Origin of the sequence: Xenorhabdus vietnamensis, assembly GCF_002127535.1 — a bacterium.
GTDB lineage: Bacteria > Pseudomonadota > Gammaproteobacteria > Enterobacterales > Enterobacteriaceae > Xenorhabdus > Xenorhabdus vietnamensis.
In genome coordinates this window covers 154,401-174,720 of the sequence record NZ_MUBJ01000004.1, presented here as the reverse complement: position 1 = coordinate 174,720, position 20,320 = coordinate 154,401, and the positions used below count along the sequence as shown (strand labels likewise).

Genomic DNA, 20,320 nt, shown 5'->3' with positions numbered 1-20,320 from the left:
ATGGTTTATTATTTTTCATAATATTGTATTATAATTCCGTGTTCATCCGCCTAATACTTAACTATTAAGCTGATTATTTAAATATAACCATAGTAGAACAAGGATGTTCAAGTAATGAAATTATTAGTCATTGATGAATGCCACTATACGCGCTTGGGTATTATTGAATCTCTGAAAGAAAATACAGATATCCTTTCTTTAGGTACTGTATCAATACATGATGCCATAAATATTTTGCCTATATTTTCTCCAGAAATTATCTTGGTAAACCTGACAAATTATGGCTACTACAGTAAATATTGTGAACAACTAAAATTATTAATCTCTTCAGTTTATGGTGCTCGTATCTATATTTATATAGACAAAGAATATCCTTACAATGATAAACCTATCCAATTGACAAACAAGGATTTTATATTATCAAAAGAATATTTGACAATATTACTTGAACGTCTAAAAGAAATGGCATCACATGATATTCAACGTTATTTTTCTAATTTTAGTGTGTACAGTTCTATTTTCAGTCATCAGGAAAATCGAATCATCTATTATTGGATGTTAGAAATGGATACATATAAAATCTCCAAAGAATTAAAAATCAGTAAAAGCACAGTTTATTCTCATAAGAGACATATTATAGAGAAAACAGGTGTTTCTAACAAAATAGAGTTACTTTTTATTTACAATGTCTTTAAATATTTCTGTTAAGTCTTTTGAAGAATCTATTTTAATGTAAATAAATTGATGTTATTTATATCAAGCTGCCGCTCTGTAGCAAGGAAGTGAGCCTTCAGTCACATAACTAATTATGTGACTGAAGTAAGTGAATGCAAACAAAAAGTAGCGGCTTGAAAGATGAGAGTGATTATTTAATCGATTGCAGAGAGGTAATATTCAAACCATCATTTAACCGATAGCGGGATTTATTGAAAATCTTAGCCCCGTTCTCTCTTCCAGCCCGACGAGTACGTTGTTCGTCTTCTGGTAGTTTCATCTCTCCACAGCAAGCATCACTGCAACAACCTTCGAAATGTTCAGCACAAGACAGACATTGGATAAACAACAAGTGGCAACCATCATTCTTACAGTTGGTATGGCTATCACATGCCACCCCACATTGGTGACAGTGCGCAATGATTTCTTCAGAAATACGTTCACCCATACGCTCATCAAAGACAAAATTCTTGCCAATAAACCGAACTGGCAATTCTTGTTCTTTCGCTTTACGGGCATATTCAATAATGCCACCCTCTACGTGATAGACTTTATTAAAACCATTATGCAGCATATAAGCACTCGCTTTTTCGCAGCGAATACCGCCAGTACAATACATAACTATATTTTTATCTTTATTGTCCTTCAGCATTTCTACAGCCATTGGCAACTGTTCACGAAATGTATCTGATGGAACTTCAATCGCGTTTTCAAAATGCCCGACTTCATATTCGTAGTGGTTACGCATATCAACAAAAACGGTTTCAGGATCATCCAACATTTGGTTAACCTGCTCCGCTTTAAGGTACTCGCCTGTTTTAGATGGATTAAAAGTTTCATCTTCAATACCATCAGCAACAATGAGTTCACGCACTTTCATGCGCAATACCCAGAATGATTTACCGTCATCTTCCAGCGCAATGTTAAGACGCAAATTATATAATGCCGGATCAGTCTCATCCAATAATGCTTTTAAAGTACTAACATTTTTGGAAGGCACACTAATTTGTGCATTGATACCTTCTTTGGCAATATAAACCCGCCCAAAGACAGATAACTCAGTAAACTTCCGGTACAGGCTGTCGCGAAAAGCCTGTGGTTCTGAAATGGTAAAATATTTATAAAAAGAGATGGTCGTGCGCGGCTCAGTTTCAGCCAGCATGCGCTCTTTCAGCTCTTTATTAGAAATACGGTTATGTAACACTGGCATGGTGTACTTTCCTGAATTTCGATTACAAAAAATAAAAACGTTAATGGTTGCCTATTGATGACGGGATATCATAACGAAAATGGCCGTTAGCGGGTAGTGATTTATGCTTTTCTATCACACCAATATAGTGAAAATAATGGCCACAATATGCTTTTGGCGCCCCCTAATAACCCTGGCTACAACATTGACTACGATAAGCTAAAAAAACAGTAGACCTTGCCAAATGGTGAGCTAATCGAATAAATTATCATCAGATTAAGTATTAAATGCCCCAGAATTTCGATCTTTCACTAAAAAGTGTCACAATACGCCAATATGACTTTTATAGTCTATCTCATTCAGGCACTTATGATTGCAGACTGATTGAACATAAACTACGTACAAGAACCGGAGCGTATAGGTCGTTCATTAAGGACAAATACGCAAGGATTATGAACGCAGCATCGATTCAAAATGACAAATAACAAACATACTGAAAACACATGATACAAGCACCTCCTTTTCACCGTTCACTTTTACACCCCCGTTACTGGTTAACTTGGCTAGGTATCGGCATACTTTATTTACTGGTTTTACTGCCTTATCCAGCGATTTATTGGATGGGAACCCGACTTGGTAGACTATCACAGCGTTTCTTGAAAAAACGAGCCAAAATTGCAGAGCGCAATCTGGCACTTTGTTTCCCCAATATGCCAGTGGAGAAACGGCATGAGTGGTTAGTCAAAAACTTCGAATCTGTTGGAATGGGCGTATTTGAGACCGGAATGGCCTGGTTTTGGCCAGATTGGAGGATCAAACGTTGGTTTAAAGTCACCGGACGGGAACATATCCAGACAGCGCAATCTACAGGTCAAGGAATTATCGTCATTGGGATCCATTTTCTGACACTGGAATTGGGTGCGCGGATCTTTGGCATGCTAAATCCAGGTATTGGAGTTTATCGCCCAAATGACAATCCTGTCATGGATTGGCTACAAACTTGGGGACGGCTCCGTTCCAATAAGTACATGCTGGACAGGAAAGATGTTAAGGGCATGGTCCGATGCTTGAAAAATGGTGAAATTGTTTGGTATGCCCCTGATCATGATTACGGCCCACGTAACAGCGTATTTGCTCCCTTATTTGCTGTTGAGCATGCAGCAACCACGACGGGGACTTCAATTCTCGCCCGTTTAGCCAAGCCCGCACTAATTCCTTTTACTCCCCGAAGATTACCCAATGGAGAAGGTTATGAGCTGATTATTCAGTCTGCAGTGGAAAATTTCCCTCTAAAAAATGAAATAGAAGCTGCAACATTCATGAATAAAGTGATCGAGAAGGAAATTATGCAGGCGCCAGACCAATATATGTGGTTACATCGCCGGTTCAAAACCCGCCCCAAAGGTATGTCATCCTTGTATGGTGATAACGATAATATTCACTGATAAGCACAATCTGGCTGTTATTTTCTCAATAACAGCCAAGGCCTTCTTCTAACCATTCGATATATACCTGATAGATTCTAGGTGTAGTGCAATCAATAAAACAAAATTATATTCTCCTCCATAACACTAATGTTGCAAAATCATTAATGAATTTATTTTTTCTGTCATTGATAAATTTTAATAAGCATTATTTTTACATCTTTTAATCATTTAATTAGCCAAAAAAATCCTCCATCTGTTCACGCCTCTACAGTGTTTCTGAGATATACCACGATAAATTTATTGTCTTTATGTAATCTCTCACCATTTAAGAACAAATTAATATACGTAGCACACGAAAAGATAACAATAATAATCAATTAAAAAATAATTATTTATTTTATAAAATCTTTAATAAAAAAATCATAGAGAATAGAAAAATTTTTAAGTCAAGACTCTCATTCATATAGCATCGATTAAATTCTGAAATTGAGATTTTCATCGACTTTTGTTTTAAAAAATGGAATATAAAATAAAAAATGTGCTTTGTGCCGGATGAAAAGTACAAAGAACATGTTAAAAATACACCAACAATTAAGTAATCAGTTTTATAAAAATATGTTAACAATATTAATAACATGCTTATAAAACAACCTTTTTATTTTAACTTGTAAAACATATCCAACATGCAGATGGATTTTTAGGAAGAATTATTAGATGCAATCTTCAACCAACAACAGAAATAGTAGGACCTTTTTTGGGCACCCTTATCCACTTAGCTCTCTTTTTCTGACAGAAATGTGGGAGCGGTTTTCGTTCTATGGCATTCGTCCCCTTCTGATATTATTCATGTCTGCCGCAATCTTTGAAGGTGGTATGGGAATACCGCGTGAACAGGCATCGGCAATTGTCGGGATTTTTGCTGGTAGTATTTACTTGACATCGTTACCTGGCGGCTGGCTAGCCGATAACTGGTTAGGGCAACGCCTTGCCGTTTGGTACGGTTCGATCATTATTGCCTTAGGCCATCTATCAATCGCTCTCTCCTCAATCTGGAGCAATAATCTGTTCTTCATTGGATTGCTGCTCATTGCACTCGGCACTGGCCTGTTCAAAACCTGTGTTACTGTAATGGTCGGAACACTGTATACAAAAGATGATCCCCGCCGTGACGGTGGTTTCTCTCTGTTTTATATGGGCATCAACCTAGGGTCTTTAATTGCCGCTCTAATTGCTGGCTGGTTAGTGAAAGATTACGGCTGGCATTGGGGTTTTGGCGTCGGTGGATTAGGTATGCTGATCGCCTTGCTGATTTTCCGTTTCTATACTGTCCCTTTGATGCGTAGTTATGATAAAGAAGCAGGACTGGATTCCAGTTGGGATCGTCCAATGGTAAAACGCAAAAATGTTGGTAAATGGGTCAGCGCAATATCAATAGCTGTCAGTGCAATTGTTATACTCTTGATAATGGGTGTTATCCCATTTAATCCGGTCAAAGTTGCTAACCTATTAGTTTATATCATCTCTTCAAGCGTGATTCTCTATTTTACTTATTTATTCCTGTTTGCTGGATTAACCCGTAATGAGAAAGTTCGCTTACTCATTTGCTTTATTTTGCTGGTTTCAGCCGCTCTATTTTGGTCAGCATTCGAACAGAAACCGACATCATTTAATTTATTTGCCAATGATTATACTGATCGAGTCATACTGGGCTATGAAATTCCTGCTGTCTGGTTCCAGTCAATAAATCCGTTGTACATTATTTTGCTGGCCCCACTCTTTAGCTGGTTGTGGCCTGCATTGGCAAAACGCAATATGAACCTAAGCAGTATTGGTAAGTTTGTTATTGGTATGCTGTTTGCCGCTGCTGGTTTTACAATTATGATGTTTGCCGCTCAAAATGTACTGGAGAGCGGTAGCTCAGTTTCACCACTATGGATCGTTTTCAGTGTTCTCTTCCTGACTCTTGGTGAACTTTGCCTTAGCCCAATCGGGTTGGCAACGATGACAGTGTTAGCACCTTCTCGCATGCGTGGGCAAGTCATGGGCTTATGGTTTTGTGCCAGCGCATTAGGCAATCTGGCCGCAGGCCTGATTGGCGGCAATGTACGTGCAGATAAATTGGATAGTTTGCCTCAGCTATTCTCTAACGTATCCCTGTCATTAGTTATTTGCTCCGCTATTTTACTTGTCTTAATTATTCCTATCCGCCGTTTGACAAGCAGTTTGCATGAAGCAGAAACAAAGTCTTAAGTAACCTAAATTTTAGTTAGGCCACTATTAAGTATCTCTATTCCTAAGTCGGAGATACTCAGTGGCCATTTTTTCTTCTTTTAGTAAAATATCGTTTTTTTAAGCAGAAACTCTTCTCTTGTAACAAACATTGAATTTACTTTTTTACTCAAAGTGCATATTAATTATATAATTACCAGACGATTCATATCCGGACAAAACATCTTGAATAATTACAAACTATTGCCAGCATTAGTATCAATATTGCAAACACTTAATCTTACTGAATTTTCAAAGCAATTAGGTGTTATATTGTATTTAGATAATATCTTATCTATCCGGTTTATTTAATAATGCGATATCAAATAAACCTTCAATACAAATTGCACTTAATAAAATAACATGTTTAATATTTATAGCATTAGCCATTAATTTATTTCTTAGCTAATTTTAAACAAGAATACATCATATGATATCTTTAACACCATCAAATCACGTGCTTTAAAATGCATCTGGTGCGATCTAATCAGAATCACATATAAATGCTCTGCTTGTTCAGTTTCGATTGATCGTTTAGGGCATATCAGACTCTTTCACGGAAAATTATGTCATCGAGGAACATTCTCTGGTTACAGTGAGCTACAAAAAACTGTTTTGTAACTCACTAAATGAATAAAATCAGGAATTAGTAGTTTTATTAATAAAAGCTACAAGCATCTGCAATATCAGCATAGGAATAGCCATTGCCCTGCTCTTTCTCTAATTTCTGCCTTGTTTCTCTATAGCAGCGACGTTGAGTCTGTTCTCTGAAGTGCTCCATAACTTGGTTTTGTTTCATATGAGGAGAAAGATTAAACTGCCCCGCGTCCCAATTATAAGAAAATGCCAAGCTATTTCTCTGTTCAAATCTATTGTTGTATTCTTTCCGTTCATTCTCCCGCTTCTCAGCTAAGGCATTATCTTCAGCCAGTTTCTCCATATTCCAATTTTCATGGTTCAATTTATCTCTCTTTTTCAGGTACTCTTCTGAAGGTTTGTTATCCGCTGGTATATCACTTTTGTAGCTAAAATCCAAAGCCAGAGCTTGAGAAAAGAACACTGACAAAATAAAAAATAGGCAATAAGATCCTTTGATTTTCATATCTTTCCTTAGTGGAACTATAACAAAGAATTATTATTTAATAATCATTATCACCTAAGGTCAATACTCCAATTTATGTACATTTTGCGTTCAAATAAGATAACTCTTTACAAATCAATGTAGTTTCAACATCCTGTATCCGGTTTTTTATTACAAAAATAAGTGAGACTCTGATGCATTCATATCCTATTTACCACGTTGATGCCTTCACCGAAAAATCGTTTTCTGGCAATCCCGCCGCCGTTGTTTTGCTGGATAAATGGCCATCAGATGAAATGCTGATTTCTATCGCTGCTGAAATAGGTCTTCCAGAAACTGCTTTTCTGGTAGAAAATCATCTGCGCTGGTTTACACCAAAAGTCGAAGTGGATTTATGTGGGCATGCAACTTTGGCAACCGCGTTTGTTCTCATAACATATCGCAACCGTCAAGATCAGTTCCTCACATTCAAAAGCCGCTCCGGTGAACTCCGAGTTTCTCATCAAGATGGCGTTTTTACATTGGATTTCCCTTCCGCTGATTGTCATGAAGAAAACGCTCTCATCCCTATTATCCAAGATGCTCTGGGACAAAATGTTTCCGCCGTGTTAGTTTCACGTGACCGCTATATTTGTGTTTTGGATTCCATAGAACAGATTATCAATACCCAACCTGATTTTGATAAAATTGCTGCCCTACCCCTGCCGGGGCTTGCCATTACAGCTCTAGGTGATTCATCCTCTGATTTTGTTTCACGCTATTTTGCGCCGGCCAAAGGTGTCAATGAAGATCCTGTCACAGGCTCCAGCCATTGTGTTCTCGCACTCTTCTGGGGAAAGCGGCTGAATAAAACCGAACTTCATGCTCGTCAATTATCCGAACGAGGTGGTGAGTTGTTATGTCGAATAGAGAGAGATCGTGTTTACTTGACAGGCAAAGCAAAACTCTTTTCACATGGTGAAATACTGCTTGAAGATATATAACGCCTCATTTTTGACAAAATAAGATCGGCACGAAGTCACAATAGATGAAAGTGACTAAAAATAAGCAAAGGAAAAAGCTAAATAAAATTTATTGTCCGATTATAGTCAACAGCATAAAGATAACCTGAAAGATATTGATGACTATACTTTTCAAATAAGTCAGTGGTTATCTATCCATTTGATTGAAAACCTTCACGGTCAGCAGGATAAATTCTGCTGACCAATAATGGCTCGTCCGCCGTTAAAGTTGGTTAAGCTTGATTACATACCAGCAAATCCGAATTAATCTCTGAGATTGATCTTGCTCCTGTTAAGGTCATCGCCACCCGCATTTCTTTATCGATCAGATCGAGCAAATTGGAAACACCCGCTTCACCTGCCGCTGCCAACGCATAAACAAAAGCACGCCCCAGTAAAACACTATCGGCACCCAGAGCAATCATTCTCACCACATCCAACCCTGTTCGGATACCTGAGTCAGTAAGAATAGTAATATCATTTTTGACTGCATCCACAATCGCAGGCAAGGCTCGTGCCGTAGACAAAACACCGTCAAGCTGGCGTCCTCCATGGTTTGAAACAACAATCCCATCTGCCCCAAAACGCACAGCATCTTTAGCATCTTCTGGATCGAGTATTCCTTTGATAATCATCGGCCCTTTCCAGGAATCACGGATCCATTCCAAATCTTTCCATGAAATGGATGGATCAAAATTACTTCCCAACCACCCAATGTAATCTTTCAATTTGGTCGGCTTACCGCGATATATGGAAATATTGCCGAGATCATGTGGCTTGCCCCACAATCCAACATCCCATGCCCATTGAGGATGGGTCATCGCCTGAAAAATACGACGCATAACCGCATTTGGGCCACTCATCCCAGAGTGCGCATCACGATAACGTGCTCCAGGAGTCGGCATATCAACGGTAAATACCAGATTTTTGACACCCGCTGCCTGCGCCCTTTCTAGTACGTTGCGCATAAAACCACGATCTTTCAATACATAGAGTTGAAACCATATTGGACGATCTATCGCGGGAGCAACTTCTTCAATCGGGCATACTGATACAGTCGACAGAGTAAATGGAATCCCTTTTTTAGCCGCAGCACGGGCAGCTTGTACTTCCCCACGGCGTGCATACATTCCCGTTAATCCGACAGGAGCAAGTGCCACTGGCATTGACATTTTTTCTCCGAACAAGCTAGTTTCCAAGCTTAATTCGGACATGTCCTTCAACACACGCTGACGCAATTCAATATTGGATAAATCTGCAGTATTACGTTTAAGGGTATGCTCTGCGTAAGCTCCACCATCAATATAGTGGAATAGAAAAGGCGGTAACTTAGCTTGTGCTGCAACCCGATAATCCGTTGAAGCGGAAATAATCATAATATGTACCTTTATATTGAGAAGTTATTCGCACATTTTTCAAGATGCCAGAATCAAGGCCATGACAGCCGCAATTCTCCCATAGACCAGCATTGGTAAAATTGTCTTTTTCATAATCTGGCCTTCTGAGTTAGTGATCCTCAAGATAGAGCAAACGGCAATAATGTTATTCAGGCAAATCATGTTGCCCATCGCACCACCAACAGATTGTAGTGCCAGCATCAAATTGACATTCATTCCATTGTTCAACGCAATGGGATGCTGTATTCCTCCAAGTGTCAGATTTGAAACAGTATTAGAACCTGAGAAAAATGAACCCAATGCTTCTAAAAATGAAGAGAACAATAATCAACTTTTTCCTGTAATTTCGGCCAGTGCTTTACCAATAATAATTACAGGCGCATTTTCGTCCCCTAACATCATCACATTCACCATCGCTAACGCACCAAATAACGCAATAAACGGCTTGAAAATACAAGAAGTTGTTTCGCAGAACATCTTCAGCTCCACTGGTTTGAATCAATTTACTCAGCAATATTGCGCCTAAAATAATTATGATAGAAGTAAAAACTGAAATCAGGGCTGTAATAATATTGACATATAATAATATAGACTGGATGCCAAACAAAAATAATTGTATTAAATAAATAATTACTGCTGTCAACGGTAAAATAATAAAGGATTAAATACCATTACGTTTGGTCATCATCCAAATCAACAGGACAATCGGAGCAATGCAGAAAAATAATGGCATATAATCCCTACTGATTATTCACATTTCTACAGATAGGAATCATACAATGCACCCTGAATTCGTATGCTGATTTTTTTGGAATGCTGATAAAGTCACCCTCCATTTTGTGCACTTCAATATGCATTTAAGGTAGACAATTTAAACTCGAAAAATAATAAATCAATAATGTCTTAGAGAACCTATAAAAACACCAAATGACTCACATTTTGGTATATGACCCGCAAAACATAAGTCTATTTTTACGCATTATAATAACACGCGGTTTATTTTTATTTTTTCATTTATTAAGCCATTAAATATTATCAGGTTTTTCTAAACTAACAATAAAATCATCAAAATAAGCATATTGTTCTACTGGAGGAGCCCAATCCAGCGTAGAACCGCCGAAAAACGAACTCCATTTTATCGCATCAATAAAAACATCGCTTTGGTTTCTAAAATTAAGATTATTCGCTCTGAAAACCTCTTTATTATCGATATATTGTATATATATACCGTCATGTTTACTAATACTATTCAGCTTTACATATTGTGTCAGGGTATACCAGACACTTTTATTTAAAGAGGTATTTAATTTAATGTAATCGCCACATCGTTCATTTTTTTCAGGGTAGTAGAGATAACCAAATAACTCTCCTGCTTTCCTCCACATCAAACGACTACTGAAACCATCAAAACTGCCATTATCAATACAACCTGATGGATGATCACCACCAGACAATCCCGGTAGTTTTCCTCCTTTAATCCACATAAAATCTTTACTGAACATCACCCTATATTGTAGCCACAACGCTTCATGCTCACCATTAATCGGAGCATTAAAAGAAGTTCCGGCCTTAGATCCGACAGTGTTGGAAAGATAAGTGAGTTCTAAGACTTTGTTTTTATCATCCTGAGGATCAATAACAATATTTAACCTTCCTTGATTAAGACCAGATGATGAAGTAGGTGAAATACTCCAGTCAGATTTAAAATTTTTGGAGGAGTATTTACCTATCTTGTGTTCAAAATCCACATTAATTAAATCATTATTATTTACATCAGAAACAAGGGAAGAATGAGCTGGCACCATAATTAACTCCTTATTAAGTTATATTTATACTTCCACACAAAACTCAAATTAAAGACAAAAAAACTATTTTGAAAAATATTTTTATATTGACTCTATTTAAAATTACAGTCAAACCTTATAGTTAACAGACTATATCTAAAATAACTCACTGGTCTTTTATATTTAATATATTAAAGCATCCTTCCTCCAGATTAAATCAATCGACTGGAGATCTAAATAAGTTCTCAAAATTCTAGATCACTTTCTTACTCCTCACACCGCGAGGAGTAAGGGAGCTTCAAGAGCTAAATGTATCACTATTATTAGAGGATATTATTCATCTATGCTTATTTTGATAGTATATTTTCCAGAATATTATAGACAGGTAACAGGCTAGTAAACCCATCTCTATCAAGAAAATGACCACCATTATCAACATTAATCACTGTAGTTTGTAAAGAAAGAGCCAATTTTCGCGAGGATTGCGGAGAAACAATTTCATCATTAGAAGAAATGAGTGAAATACGGTGTTCAGTTACCCCACGTAAGAAAGCATAATCCAATGGTTCAGCAGTAAAAGAGTTTAATTCTGGTAAAGTAATTTGGGGAGCGTCAAAACCGGAGACTAAAACATATCCACCAATATGCAGGTATTGAAAGCGTATCGATTCTAGATGCCGCAATACAGTAATGCAGCCGAGACTGTGACCAATAAAAATCGTGTCTCTGTCTACCTCCGGCACGATATTCATCAACATTTTCGCCCATTTTTCAGGTTTAGGAGCTGATGATTCCGGCATTGTAGGTACAATAACTTCCGCACCTTGTTGATTCAGCTTTTCTTTTAACCAGGGAAACCAATTTGATGAAGATGAAGCAGTATATCCATGAACAATAATTATTTTTTTGCCAGAGAACCGACCATTACTGTTTGTTTTTTCTGATGTCATTGACTTTATCTCATTTAATAATTCATCCACTTATGGAATGAAGGTAATCCTCTTATTATTAAGAGATTATGATTGATATAAATCAATACCCATATATGTAATCACAGGTTAGCTATTATTTAAATTATAACAACGAAATAAAATTCTTTATTTTTGCATTAAAAGCAGCAGGTTGCTCCACAGGAAACATATGTGTTTCCCCTGTAACAACTTCCAACTGGCAATTGGCAATATTTCTTGCCACTGACACACTAACCAGCTGAAACAATGAACGGGAATGTTCACCATAAGCTACATGCACAGGTAATTTTATTGCCGCCAGAGAGTTTGCACTTATGTCTGGTTTCTCAGTCTGATTTAATTGCTTGATTACCGTATCTGCTTGGGCCAATTGGGCCACGCGCACAGATTTAGGCTGTGATGCAAAATAACCTTTTTGGTTTCCTGAGCCATCAATCAAGATTTCTACCATCTCAGATAGTTTCATTTTTCCTGTTGATTCCAATAAAGGGCCAAACATAGCCTGAGCATCTGCTATAAACAGTGCTAGCTCGTTCTCAGTTAAATGAGACGGATATCCGGGTTCATAAAGAAAAAGACTACGGAACAATTCAGGTGCTTTTAATACTGCCAATAATGCTACATCAGCACCATAAGACCATGCAGCCAGATTTACCGGAGAACAACCTATCTTGCGGATTATTTCAACCACATCATTAGCATGGGTTTCAATACCAAAGCCACCAACTTTCGCGGAGCCGCCAAAATGACGCAGGCTCAAAGCTATCGGCGACACTGTATCTTCTAGCTCAATCATATGTTGATACCACATATAGCTATCAGCTAAAGCACCATGCAGAAATAATAACGGCGTTTTATTATTTTCATGATTACGAAGATACACAAACTGGGCACCATTGGCAGTGATTTTATTTTCCTGATATCTGTTCATTACTTATCCGTTATAACGTACCATTTATTTTTATAAGTTTTATATTCCGTGTTTTTCAAGCTGTTGCATTGTTAGTTGTAATACAACCTGAAGTCTATATGAAACAACTTCCTTGTTAAGTTTCATTTGGTTTCCATTCATTGAATTATATTAATTATTAGCTTTCAAACAGTATCAAAAACCATAACCTCAGACTTATCCTGCTAGTTCTTTGGCCTGTTTTTCGAGCCAAGAAATCACTGAGTTATTCTTGAACAAATAAAAATGTCCTCCCGTGAAAATCTGTTGCTCTACTAGAGCAGGTAACACCTTCCACCATTCCGCTAACCGAGAAACAGGAACTCTATTATCCTGAGCCCCACCTATCACATAAGCCGGAACATTCAACTTAACCTTCGGTAATCGAGACACAGAATCCAATAAAATTAGATCATTTCTCATTGTTTCGATCACATAATTACGTAATTCAGGATTAGCAAGAACATCTGCTGGCGTTCCCTCACATTGCTCAAGGACATTCAAAACATAAGAGTCAGAATATTCCTCACATGGTTCATTTTTGAAACTTTCAGGATCTCTAAAACCACGGGCAGAGATAATGAGCATCAACTGTTTCTCTGGTAATTCACTCTTAAGTTTACAAGCCACCTGATAAGCAAGTTCCGCACCTAAACTGTGTCCACACAGTATTAAAGGCTTATCCTCACCTAACCTTAGATGCTTTATTGAAGCAAGAATATCGGACAGGACAGTTTCAACATCCATCTGAAAAGACTCTGAAATACGCATTCCCCTGCCTGCAAGTTCTAGACAGTAGACTTCAATAAATTCCGATAATTTGTAAGCCAACTCGATGTAGGAAAAACAAGAGCCTCCGGCGTGATGTAAAAACAACAGCTGTACTCCAGCTTCTGGCCTTTTAATCGCAGAAAATAAAACTGAATCAGACAAATTTAAGTTCCTTTAGCAGTATAAAAATAAAATAAGAAGTATTCTATTAAATCTTTCAAGTGGTTTCTTCATGCTCACACTGTAACTTGAAACAGATTAAATATTAATAATTCTAAAAAATATGCATTAGGGGTAGAATAATAACTATTTAATTCTTTTTCTATAACAGAAAAAATTGATTAGATTATAATTATTAATTAACTAGCAATGTCAAGTCTGATAATGACACACAGGAAGGTACAAAATTAGTAAGTACCTAGAAATTAAGCTATAAAAGATATAGCGCCTATCAGATAGGCGCTATATCTTAACTTATGTCTTTAACTTATCGCGTACAGCCATCAGTGCAAACCCTAATAAGTTCAGACCATCCCACGTCAAAGGATTATTGATATTAATGGCATCTTCTGCTAATCCGATTCCCCAAATGCGATCAACAGGGCTAGCCTCAACTAATATTTTATCCCCAGTATTCAATAAAAACTCTGCCAAATGCCTGTTTTGAGAAAATTTTGCCAGGTTTCCTTCAATCACTATTTTTAACCGATGTTCATCCCAAATCGATTGATTAAACCCGCGTATTTCACGTCCATATGCCTTTGCCGCTCCAGGCGTTCTAGCATGGATAATTTTTTTCAGCACTTCAGAGTCATTAAATAATCGGGCTTTTCCTGCCATCATATAGTGTTCCGTACTGGCATATTTTACATCATCAATAGTAAATTGAGCCGGGTACCACTGGCTTAAACAAGATTTGGTTATGTGGTTGGAATGATTGGTTTTATGTCCCCAGAAAAAAAGATATTTCAGTTTTTTTCCTGATTGGTGTAAATCACATAAAGTTTTAATATCCATATTAACTCTCTATAACACACTAATTTATCTTTAATACATAAATGTTCCCTATCATACAATTTTTTTTATGTTTGTCGATGCATATCATGTCAGTTTCATTGATATAGAATAAGAATGACAAAAATACATTGAAACAAAAGTCACTAATACAAAAGATAGTAAGTAAAAACAATCACATATTTTTTGAATAAATTTTCATATTATTCTTAAATTATTTAATATTAGATTTACGACCAATGGCAAATACAGCAGCCAATCCCACCAAATCAATTGTGATTAAAGTACCAGCAAACAACATTTCTCCCCTGAGAGCAAAAACAATCGCCACTACTAAGATAAATATAGCAATGAAAAAACCCATCCATTGCCCCCTTCTATCTCTATTTATCAATCCATTCAGTGCCTTATTTTGCTTTTCATGTTGAAAAGCCTGTTCTTTTTCTCTCAGAGAGAATACCCTTTCAGCATAACCCGGTAAGATTGATTCATAACTTTCCAATACCTCAGGGGATGGAAATAAATCAACACAATGAGAAATTTCTTTATTTTCAAGCAAATATTTATTTGATGAATCAGCATCTAAAGCATCACGGTAATCATTTGTAGGCATAATATCGAGAATGCTCCCTATCGCTCTGAAGTAATGACTAATGTTAGAGTTCACATCTTCTTCCTCAACAATATACACAAAAAACACCTTAATAAAATCAGTGAGATAATTAAGTTCAACCTATAATATAGATGAATTAATCGTATCACTGATATTTTTTCCATTCATAATTCACCTTGTTTTTGACTGGGAAATGGGCGGCATTCTTCCGCTTTGTAGGTTCCATCTTCCTGACGAATCAAAAATATTTTACGTCCCGAACGCAATGCTTTACTGATTGCAGTTTGATGAACTCCCACTAAACTCGCCGTATTAGCTTGACCATTCAACTTCACATATTCTGACAATGGGATTTTTTCCATACATATCCTCCTTCCTTAAAATAATATCTAAAGTACTAAATATTTCAATACTTTTAGTATTTAATATTTTAATAGTATTGGTATTAAAAGGAGCTCAGGTAAAATCAATTAATCATTTTATTGTAATCATTTGATATTAAATTAATTTTTAATTAAGTAATTCTTTGAATTTATTTATACAATTATTTATACATAGATCATTGGTAACCATTCACTAGCCAAAAGTCAGATTGAATACATCCGGGTAAAGCTGTTTTCGTGCCAAAACAGATTTTCCGCATGGCTTCACTGATATTACTCACCTCAGGTGATTCAGGGGTAAAGTACTTTTCTTTCATAGAAAGTAAATTACCGGCCTGAAAGGATCGGGTAACAGGGAAAAGCAGATCAGGCGATGTTCATCACCCTTTTCATGTCAATAAGGAGCTGGTTAATAGTTACGTTTACTGAACTAAACATAAACCTTATATTGATAACAAGAACTTCATCCAATTTATTTACTCAGCCAAGGAGAACTAGTACTCCAAAAAATGATATTAACCCCCAGATATTCTTCTGCAAATTGAATAAACTCTTGCTGAGTGAATTTCTTTTTTGTTTGTGGGTTTGTATAGGTTAGTGTGGGTTCCTGAACTGCCATAGCAACGAAGTTTAGTTTGTTTTTATATCTATGGAAAAATGGATATGAGTTTTTCATTTGTGCCTTCTTATACGGAACGATATCAGGTCCTCCAAGCCCAATATTGTTTTTTTGTGCAATATCAAACAGACGAGACATATAGCCACAATCGTTATTCCATTCGCAGGGCCAGAAATTAACATACTGTACAACATACGATTTTTTAAAAATTTTTCTGGCAAATATTATGTTGTCTATGGTTGCTAAGAAGTACTTGTCGCAAGTAAAATTAGCATTTGCTTTTTTCATATCAATATCGATGGCGGTTTCGGGAAGGTTAATGCCGATGATTCTTCCATCAAATGATGTTGCCAATGCTGCAATAAGATGTTGATATCGTTCCCTTAAGGCTGTATTCCACTGTATGGAGACCCAGCCCTGAACAGTCACCTGACCTTCACCAGGGTTGTCCGACTGCGCAATTAAACCGCCATTATATTGAGATCCCTGAAGTAAATAGAGCGGAATATTTCTGTTGTTTGGTTCGAAAAATCGGTCTTGAATCTGGATGAAAAGCTTTTTATTCATTTTGTTCAGTATTGATAGATCTTTTTCTATGACTGAAAAGTCATATTTTCCTTTTGATTTTTCCAGTTGTTTCCAAGTATAAACAATCTGTACACCATTAATATCAGGCCTCGCAAGCAATGGGCGTAACTCTTCAAGTTGTCCGGAAGATGTGTAAAGATAATTTTGAGGAGTAGCTGCTTACACACTCCCCACACAAAATAAAAAAATAAAACACATCATAATAATCCGCATATTCACATCCCTCTGGTGATAAAAACTAGAATCTTTGACAACAACAAAAGACGATAATTTTAATCTGATATTACTTCATTGTCGTTCCCCACTTATTATTTCAGCCTATTAACAGGAAAAATTTATCTGGGTTGACATAAGTCTACAGCTGGCCCCGTATTTTTAATTTCATGCAATTAATGTGAGTCTGATTTATCAGACAGCGACCACTAATGCGGATCGAAAAATGCGAGCTCATTATCACTTAATGTGAATTCCAGTGATCTCGAACACAAACCAGTACAGTTACCCATTGAAATTGACGGTTATTGCAGTCGAAATAACTCTACGCACTTTACAGCCAAAGATAAAATATTGCCTTCTTTATTGGATAGACTCACTGATAATGAACCTGATAAAAAACAAGAAAAATATTCAATACAGCCTATAGCAATGGATTTTACACTCGTTAGATAGGAATGAGAGATCAGTTCAGAGATGCAGGATAGATTACAGAACTACAAAACCCAGAGTCTCAACTAATCATTATGACCAATATGACTATCTGAAAGAAAAGCGGAAAATTGTAGAGCAGTGGAAAAGAAAACTACTGTCGCTTGTAGTTTTTACTAAACTAGTATAAAGAAAATATACAGCGAACTTAAACCGAAGATTGATATCTTAATTCAATCTTCGGAATTCATTCTGCAAAAAATAAACTAAATGCCATAGACTGCCAAATAATTATATCCCTAAAATTCCCACAGACATATTTGATTCACAGCCGATTTTTGACCCGAAAGTCACAATAGAAAAAGGTAAACTACCGCCAGATTCGGTAAATTTTTTCCCCTGAAGTGAAAATATTTCTGCAGGAAGATCTGCAATTTTTTACATATTTTTATCACCAAGCCACCAATTATTTCTAGATCTAGCATTATGCCCTTGCGCTATAACAATATCGGTACCTGAATATTTTTTTCCACCATGTTCAAATGACAGGTCACCTATAAATGCAAAATTCAATTTACTCGGTAACGTTGCAAAAGAATCACACGCAATCGCATTGCCCCCAGCTATCTTATCGTTAAACTAATCCGCCGTATCCGATGACCCCTTTCGCCCCACTTTTACAAGAAAAGTACATCCTTCTGAATCATCTGACACGGTAACACCTTCCCACTCTTGACCGCTGGTAATATTCGGGGAGCCTCCTTACTTGTTTAGTTCGATAGTCATAATTACTCAAAAATAATATCTATAGTACTAAATAATTCAATACCTTTGGTATTTGTCATTTCAATAGCATTGGTATTAAAATGAGTTTATGAAAAAGAAACTCACAGTAGAACAACTTGCAGATGCCGCACGCTTAAAAGAGCTATTTGAGTCCAAGAAAAAGCAGCTCGGCATCTCTCAGGAAACGCTTGCAGAAGAAATTGACAAGACACAAAGTGCAATTTCACACTATCTCAATGGGATAAACGCCCTTAACTTGGAGATGGCAACCTATTTTGCCCAAAAATTGGGAATTCAGATTGCAGATTTCAGTCCATCGCTGGATAAACAAGCAAGAAAGCTTGTCGCTGTTCTCTATGGCGATAATGCAGCATTTTCCAACCATGCACTTTCTCACAAACAATACCCGCTACTCGACTGGGTAAATGCAGGCAATTGGTGTGAAGATCTCACACCAAAATATCAGACAAGCCGCATTGAAAAAGTATATGCGGCCTCTGTTGAGTGCTCACAACGAGCTTTTTGGTTGGAAGTAAAAGGTGACTCAATGGTATCGCCGAATGGACTAAGCATACCGCAAGGCATGATCATTTTGGTTGATCCAGAAATTAAACCAGCACCCAATAATTTAGTCGTAGCAAAACTTAATGGTGAGAAGGAACTGACTTTCAAACAACTAATTACGGAAGGATATGACGCGTTTTTAAAGCCATTGAATTCCCAATACAATATGATTCCTCTCAATAGTCATGTGCATATTGTCGGAGTGATTGTAGAAGCTAAGATTGGAAGATTGCCTTAAAAATAAGCATCATCATGAATACCATCAATTTACAGCGGAGAAGAGAAGATACCATCATTCGGGAGTATCCTCATCTCCATTTCGACGCGAACAATATGGCTTATTTTTCGGTACTATCAGAGTGAGTTCCCCACTCCCGCAAAAAATTTATCTCATTCTGAGATCGTATAGGTTACCATCACGCTCAGTTAGTAAAACAGATGGCGTTTTTTCTCAATATCGAGCTGCATTATCTTCCTCCTTATCGCCCCAATCTGAATATGGCCGAACGATTATGGAAATTCATAAATCAGCAAGTGTGTAATAATTATTGTTTTCCGAATCTGAAAGTTTTTCGCAAAGTACCCCACCACTTTTTAAATGTCACTCTTAGAGAAAAAAGAATAAACTTGTTTGTTGGCTAAATAATAATTTTCAAATATTGAAATCAGCATCTTCATGTTAATTAGATATAAGACAATATTATGTCGAGAAAAATAAGGCTCGTATCACTCTTCATCATCAACAATTATAATGATTCTCCATCCAATGTACTGCATAATCCAAGATTTCTTTAGCCGGAACAAGCAATGTATCCGCAGAACCAATGATGCCTTTAACAATCATCTCTGGATGCAAATAACAAAAATGTTCAACAATATCCTTAAAATAATCTTGATTAAATTGTTTACAAACAGGATCTACAGTATCGAATTCCTCTAACATAACCCATGATACTTGGTTATTTTGTAATAGTGGAAGTTCCATTTTCCTAATACGCTTATTGGGAATATTTGCCAAATGTTCAGCATGATGTAAAAGGCTCATAGTTTCATATGGAGCCCCAACCATAAGAATTTTTCCCTGACACGCTACAAATTTTGCAAATGGTGAGTTAGTACCATAACCATAATTTAATGAATGATTTTCTACGAAATATGCAGCATTATTTCCAAGAACAGCTACAGAAGCGCCAGGATTTTGACTTCGAATAGCTCCTTTGGTTGTTCTGACACATTCAGCTAATATACCATGATCTCTGCTTGCCCGTGAAAATAATCGATCATATGGCATGATCTCAGGTTTTAATGTAGATGGAATATAACCGTTTACACTCAGACTATCTTCGTAACTTTGTTCCCAATTCGTATAGCACAACAACGTTCCTTCAACTCCTACAACAGTTAAAAGAGCCTGGATAAGATCATCTACACCATGTTAAACAATTGCCAACAGAACGCATAGCAACATCACCTTGTTTTATACCATAGATAAAAATACTCTACGAGCAAAAAGTTTCTCATTGAAACTATTAAATATAAATTTCTCAATATAATTG

19 protein-coding genes and 1 pseudogene are annotated in these 20,320 nt (G+C 36.8%); 6 read left to right on the top strand and 14 right to left on the bottom strand.

The window, feature by feature from the left end; genetic code table 11:
- Window positions 1-114: 114 nt before the first annotated feature.
- The gene (locus tag Xvie_RS05925) at window positions 115-708 is read left to right on the top strand and encodes a LuxR C-terminal-related transcriptional regulator (RefSeq protein ID WP_086108425.1); all 594 of its coding nucleotides are present in this window, start codon (window positions 115-117) and stop codon (window positions 706-708) included.
- Between the two features lie 157 nt (window positions 709-865).
- Here the strand turns inward: Xvie_RS05925 and trhO are convergent, their stop codons facing one another.
- Complete coding sequence (gene trhO, locus Xvie_RS05920) at window positions 866-1,924, bottom strand: oxygen-dependent tRNA uridine(34) hydroxylase TrhO (protein ID WP_086108424.1); 1,059 nt, start codon at window positions 1,922-1,924, stop codon at window positions 866-868.
- Window positions 1,925-2,406: 482 nt separating this feature from the next.
- Between trhO and Xvie_RS05915 the strand changes: the two genes are divergently transcribed.
- Together Xvie_RS05915 and Xvie_RS05910 are read left to right on the top strand one after the other, a co-directional pair.
- The gene (locus tag Xvie_RS05915; RefSeq protein ID WP_086108423.1) at window positions 2,407-3,348 is read left to right on the top strand and encodes a Kdo(2)-lipid IV(A) acyltransferase; all 942 of its coding nucleotides are present in this window, start codon (window positions 2,407-2,409) and stop codon (window positions 3,346-3,348) included.
- Between the two features lie 696 nt (window positions 3,349-4,044).
- Window positions 4,045-5,580 carry a peptide MFS transporter gene (locus Xvie_RS05910; RefSeq protein ID WP_086108422.1) on the top strand — a complete coding sequence of 512 codons (1,536 nt, stop codon included), beginning with the start codon at window positions 4,045-4,047 and terminating at the stop codon, window positions 5,578-5,580.
- Window positions 5,581-6,256: 676 nt separating this feature from the next.
- On the opposite strand, the gene Xvie_RS05905 is transcribed toward Xvie_RS05910, so the two are convergent.
- Entirely contained in the window at window positions 6,257-6,700 is a 444-nt protein-coding gene (locus Xvie_RS05905) for a hypothetical protein (RefSeq protein ID WP_086108421.1), read from the bottom strand.
- 173 nt (window positions 6,701-6,873) lie between these two features.
- On the opposite strand from Xvie_RS05905, the gene Xvie_RS05900 reads away from it, so the two are divergent.
- Window positions 6,874-7,662 carry a PhzF family phenazine biosynthesis protein gene (locus Xvie_RS05900; RefSeq protein ID WP_086108420.1) on the top strand — a complete coding sequence of 263 codons (789 nt, stop codon included), beginning with the start codon at window positions 6,874-6,876 and terminating at the stop codon, window positions 7,660-7,662.
- A 251-nt stretch (window positions 7,663-7,913) separates the two neighbouring features.
- On the opposite strand, the gene lldD is transcribed toward Xvie_RS05900, so the two are convergent.
- From lldD to Xvie_RS05850, 11 genes are all read right to left on the bottom strand, one after another.
- Window positions 7,914-9,056: an FMN-dependent L-lactate dehydrogenase LldD gene (gene lldD / locus Xvie_RS05895; protein WP_086108419.1), complete on the bottom strand. Its 1,143-nt coding sequence runs from the start codon at window positions 9,054-9,056 to the stop codon at window positions 7,914-7,916.
- Between the two features lie 39 nt (window positions 9,057-9,095).
- Window positions 9,096-9,401: an L-lactate permease gene (locus Xvie_RS22185; RefSeq protein ID WP_244175488.1), complete on the bottom strand. Its 306-nt coding sequence runs from the start codon at window positions 9,399-9,401 to the stop codon at window positions 9,096-9,098.
- A gap of 3 nt (window positions 9,402-9,404) precedes the next feature.
- Complete coding sequence (locus tag Xvie_RS22670; RefSeq protein ID WP_244175486.1) at window positions 9,405-9,554, bottom strand: hypothetical protein; 150 nt, start codon at window positions 9,552-9,554, stop codon at window positions 9,405-9,407.
- Between the two features lie 548 nt (window positions 9,555-10,102).
- Window positions 10,103-10,882 carry a polysaccharide lyase gene (locus Xvie_RS05885; RefSeq protein WP_086108418.1) on the bottom strand — a complete coding sequence of 260 codons (780 nt, stop codon included), beginning with the start codon at window positions 10,880-10,882 and terminating at the stop codon, window positions 10,103-10,105.
- Window positions 10,883-11,208: 326 nt separating this feature from the next.
- A complete protein-coding gene (locus Xvie_RS05880; protein ID WP_086108417.1) occupies window positions 11,209-11,811 on the bottom strand; it encodes an RBBP9/YdeN family alpha/beta hydrolase in 603 nt (200 codons plus the stop codon).
- 124 nt (window positions 11,812-11,935) lie between these two features.
- Window positions 11,936-12,763 (bottom strand): alpha/beta fold hydrolase, encoded by an 828-nt coding sequence (locus Xvie_RS05875; protein ID WP_086108416.1) that lies wholly within the window; start codon window positions 12,761-12,763, stop codon window positions 11,936-11,938.
- Window positions 12,764-12,958: 195 nt separating this feature from the next.
- Window positions 12,959-13,714, bottom strand: a complete 756-nt coding sequence (locus Xvie_RS05870; protein WP_086108415.1) for a thioesterase II family protein — start codon at window positions 13,712-13,714, stop codon at window positions 12,959-12,961.
- Window positions 13,715-14,026: 312 nt separating this feature from the next.
- Complete coding sequence (locus tag Xvie_RS05865; protein ID WP_086108414.1) at window positions 14,027-14,569, bottom strand: NADAR family protein; 543 nt, start codon at window positions 14,567-14,569, stop codon at window positions 14,027-14,029.
- Window positions 14,570-14,780: 211 nt separating this feature from the next.
- Window positions 14,781-15,257 carry a DUF2335 domain-containing protein gene (locus tag Xvie_RS05860; RefSeq protein ID WP_244175484.1) on the bottom strand — a complete coding sequence of 159 codons (477 nt, stop codon included), beginning with the start codon at window positions 15,255-15,257 and terminating at the stop codon, window positions 14,781-14,783.
- A gap of 86 nt (window positions 15,258-15,343) precedes the next feature.
- Window positions 15,344-15,541: a Cro/CI family transcriptional regulator gene (locus tag Xvie_RS05855; protein ID WP_086108413.1), complete on the bottom strand. Its 198-nt coding sequence runs from the start codon at window positions 15,539-15,541 to the stop codon at window positions 15,344-15,346.
- A gap of 493 nt (window positions 15,542-16,034) precedes the next feature.
- A complete protein-coding gene (locus tag Xvie_RS05850; RefSeq protein ID WP_339373938.1) occupies window positions 16,035-16,868 on the bottom strand; it encodes a hypothetical protein in 834 nt (277 codons plus the stop codon).
- Between the two features lie 1,420 nt (window positions 16,869-18,288).
- Between Xvie_RS05850 and Xvie_RS05840 the strand changes: the two genes are divergently transcribed.
- Both Xvie_RS05840 and Xvie_RS25295 read left to right on the top strand, forming a co-directional pair.
- On the top strand, window positions 18,289-19,002 hold the full coding sequence (locus Xvie_RS05840) for a LexA family protein (protein ID WP_086108412.1): 714 nt from the start codon (window positions 18,289-18,291) through the stop codon (window positions 19,000-19,002).
- Window positions 19,003-19,169: 167 nt separating this feature from the next.
- Window positions 19,170-19,406, top strand: a complete 237-nt coding sequence (locus Xvie_RS25295; RefSeq protein ID WP_422645956.1) for a transposase — start codon at window positions 19,170-19,172, stop codon at window positions 19,404-19,406.
- Window positions 19,407-19,503: 97 nt separating this feature from the next.
- Here the strand turns inward: Xvie_RS25295 and aac(3) are convergent.
- A pseudogene (gene aac(3) / locus Xvie_RS05830) lies at window positions 19,504-20,184 on the bottom strand (aminoglycoside 3-N-acetyltransferase); the annotation flags it as partial.
- Window positions 20,185-20,320 lie beyond the last annotated feature (136 nt).

Bases quoted from the DNA above. Each gene is read 5' to 3' on its own strand.
- Xvie_RS05925 (WP_086108425.1), top strand. From the start codon at position 115: ATGAAATTATTAGTCATTGATGAATGCCACTATACGCGCTTGGGTATT.
- trhO (WP_086108424.1), bottom strand. From the start codon at position 1,924: ATGCCAGTGTTACATAACCGTATTTCTAATAAAGAGCTGAAAGAGCGC.
- Xvie_RS05915 (WP_086108423.1), top strand. From the start codon at position 2,407: ATGATACAAGCACCTCCTTTTCACCGTTCACTTTTACACCCCCGTTAC.
- Xvie_RS05910 (WP_086108422.1), top strand. From the start codon at position 4,045: ATGCAATCTTCAACCAACAACAGAAATAGTAGGACCTTTTTTGGGCAC.
- Xvie_RS05905 (WP_086108421.1), bottom strand. From the start codon at position 6,700: ATGAAAATCAAAGGATCTTATTGCCTATTTTTTATTTTGTCAGTGTTC.
- Xvie_RS05900 (WP_086108420.1), top strand. From the start codon at position 6,874: ATGCATTCATATCCTATTTACCACGTTGATGCCTTCACCGAAAAATCG.
- lldD (WP_086108419.1), bottom strand. From the start codon at position 9,056: ATGATTATTTCCGCTTCAACGGATTATCGGGTTGCAGCACAAGCTAAG.
- Xvie_RS22670 (WP_244175486.1), bottom strand. From the start codon at position 9,554: ATGTTCTGCGAAACAACTTCTTGTATTTTCAAGCCGTTTATTGCGTTA.
- Xvie_RS05885 (WP_086108418.1), bottom strand. From the start codon at position 10,882: ATGGTGCCAGCTCATTCTTCCCTTGTTTCTGATGTAAATAATAATGAT.
- Xvie_RS05880 (WP_086108417.1), bottom strand. From the start codon at position 11,811: ATGACATCAGAAAAAACAAACAGTAATGGTCGGTTCTCTGGCAAAAAA.
- Xvie_RS05875 (WP_086108416.1), bottom strand. From the start codon at position 12,763: ATGAACAGATATCAGGAAAATAAAATCACTGCCAATGGTGCCCAGTTT.
- Xvie_RS05865 (WP_086108414.1), bottom strand. From the start codon at position 14,569: ATGGATATTAAAACTTTATGTGATTTACACCAATCAGGAAAAAAACTG.
- Xvie_RS05855 (WP_086108413.1), bottom strand. From the start codon at position 15,541: ATGGAAAAAATCCCATTGTCAGAATATGTGAAGTTGAATGGTCAAGCT.
- Xvie_RS05840 (WP_086108412.1), top strand. From the start codon at position 18,289: ATGAAAAAGAAACTCACAGTAGAACAACTTGCAGATGCCGCACGCTTA.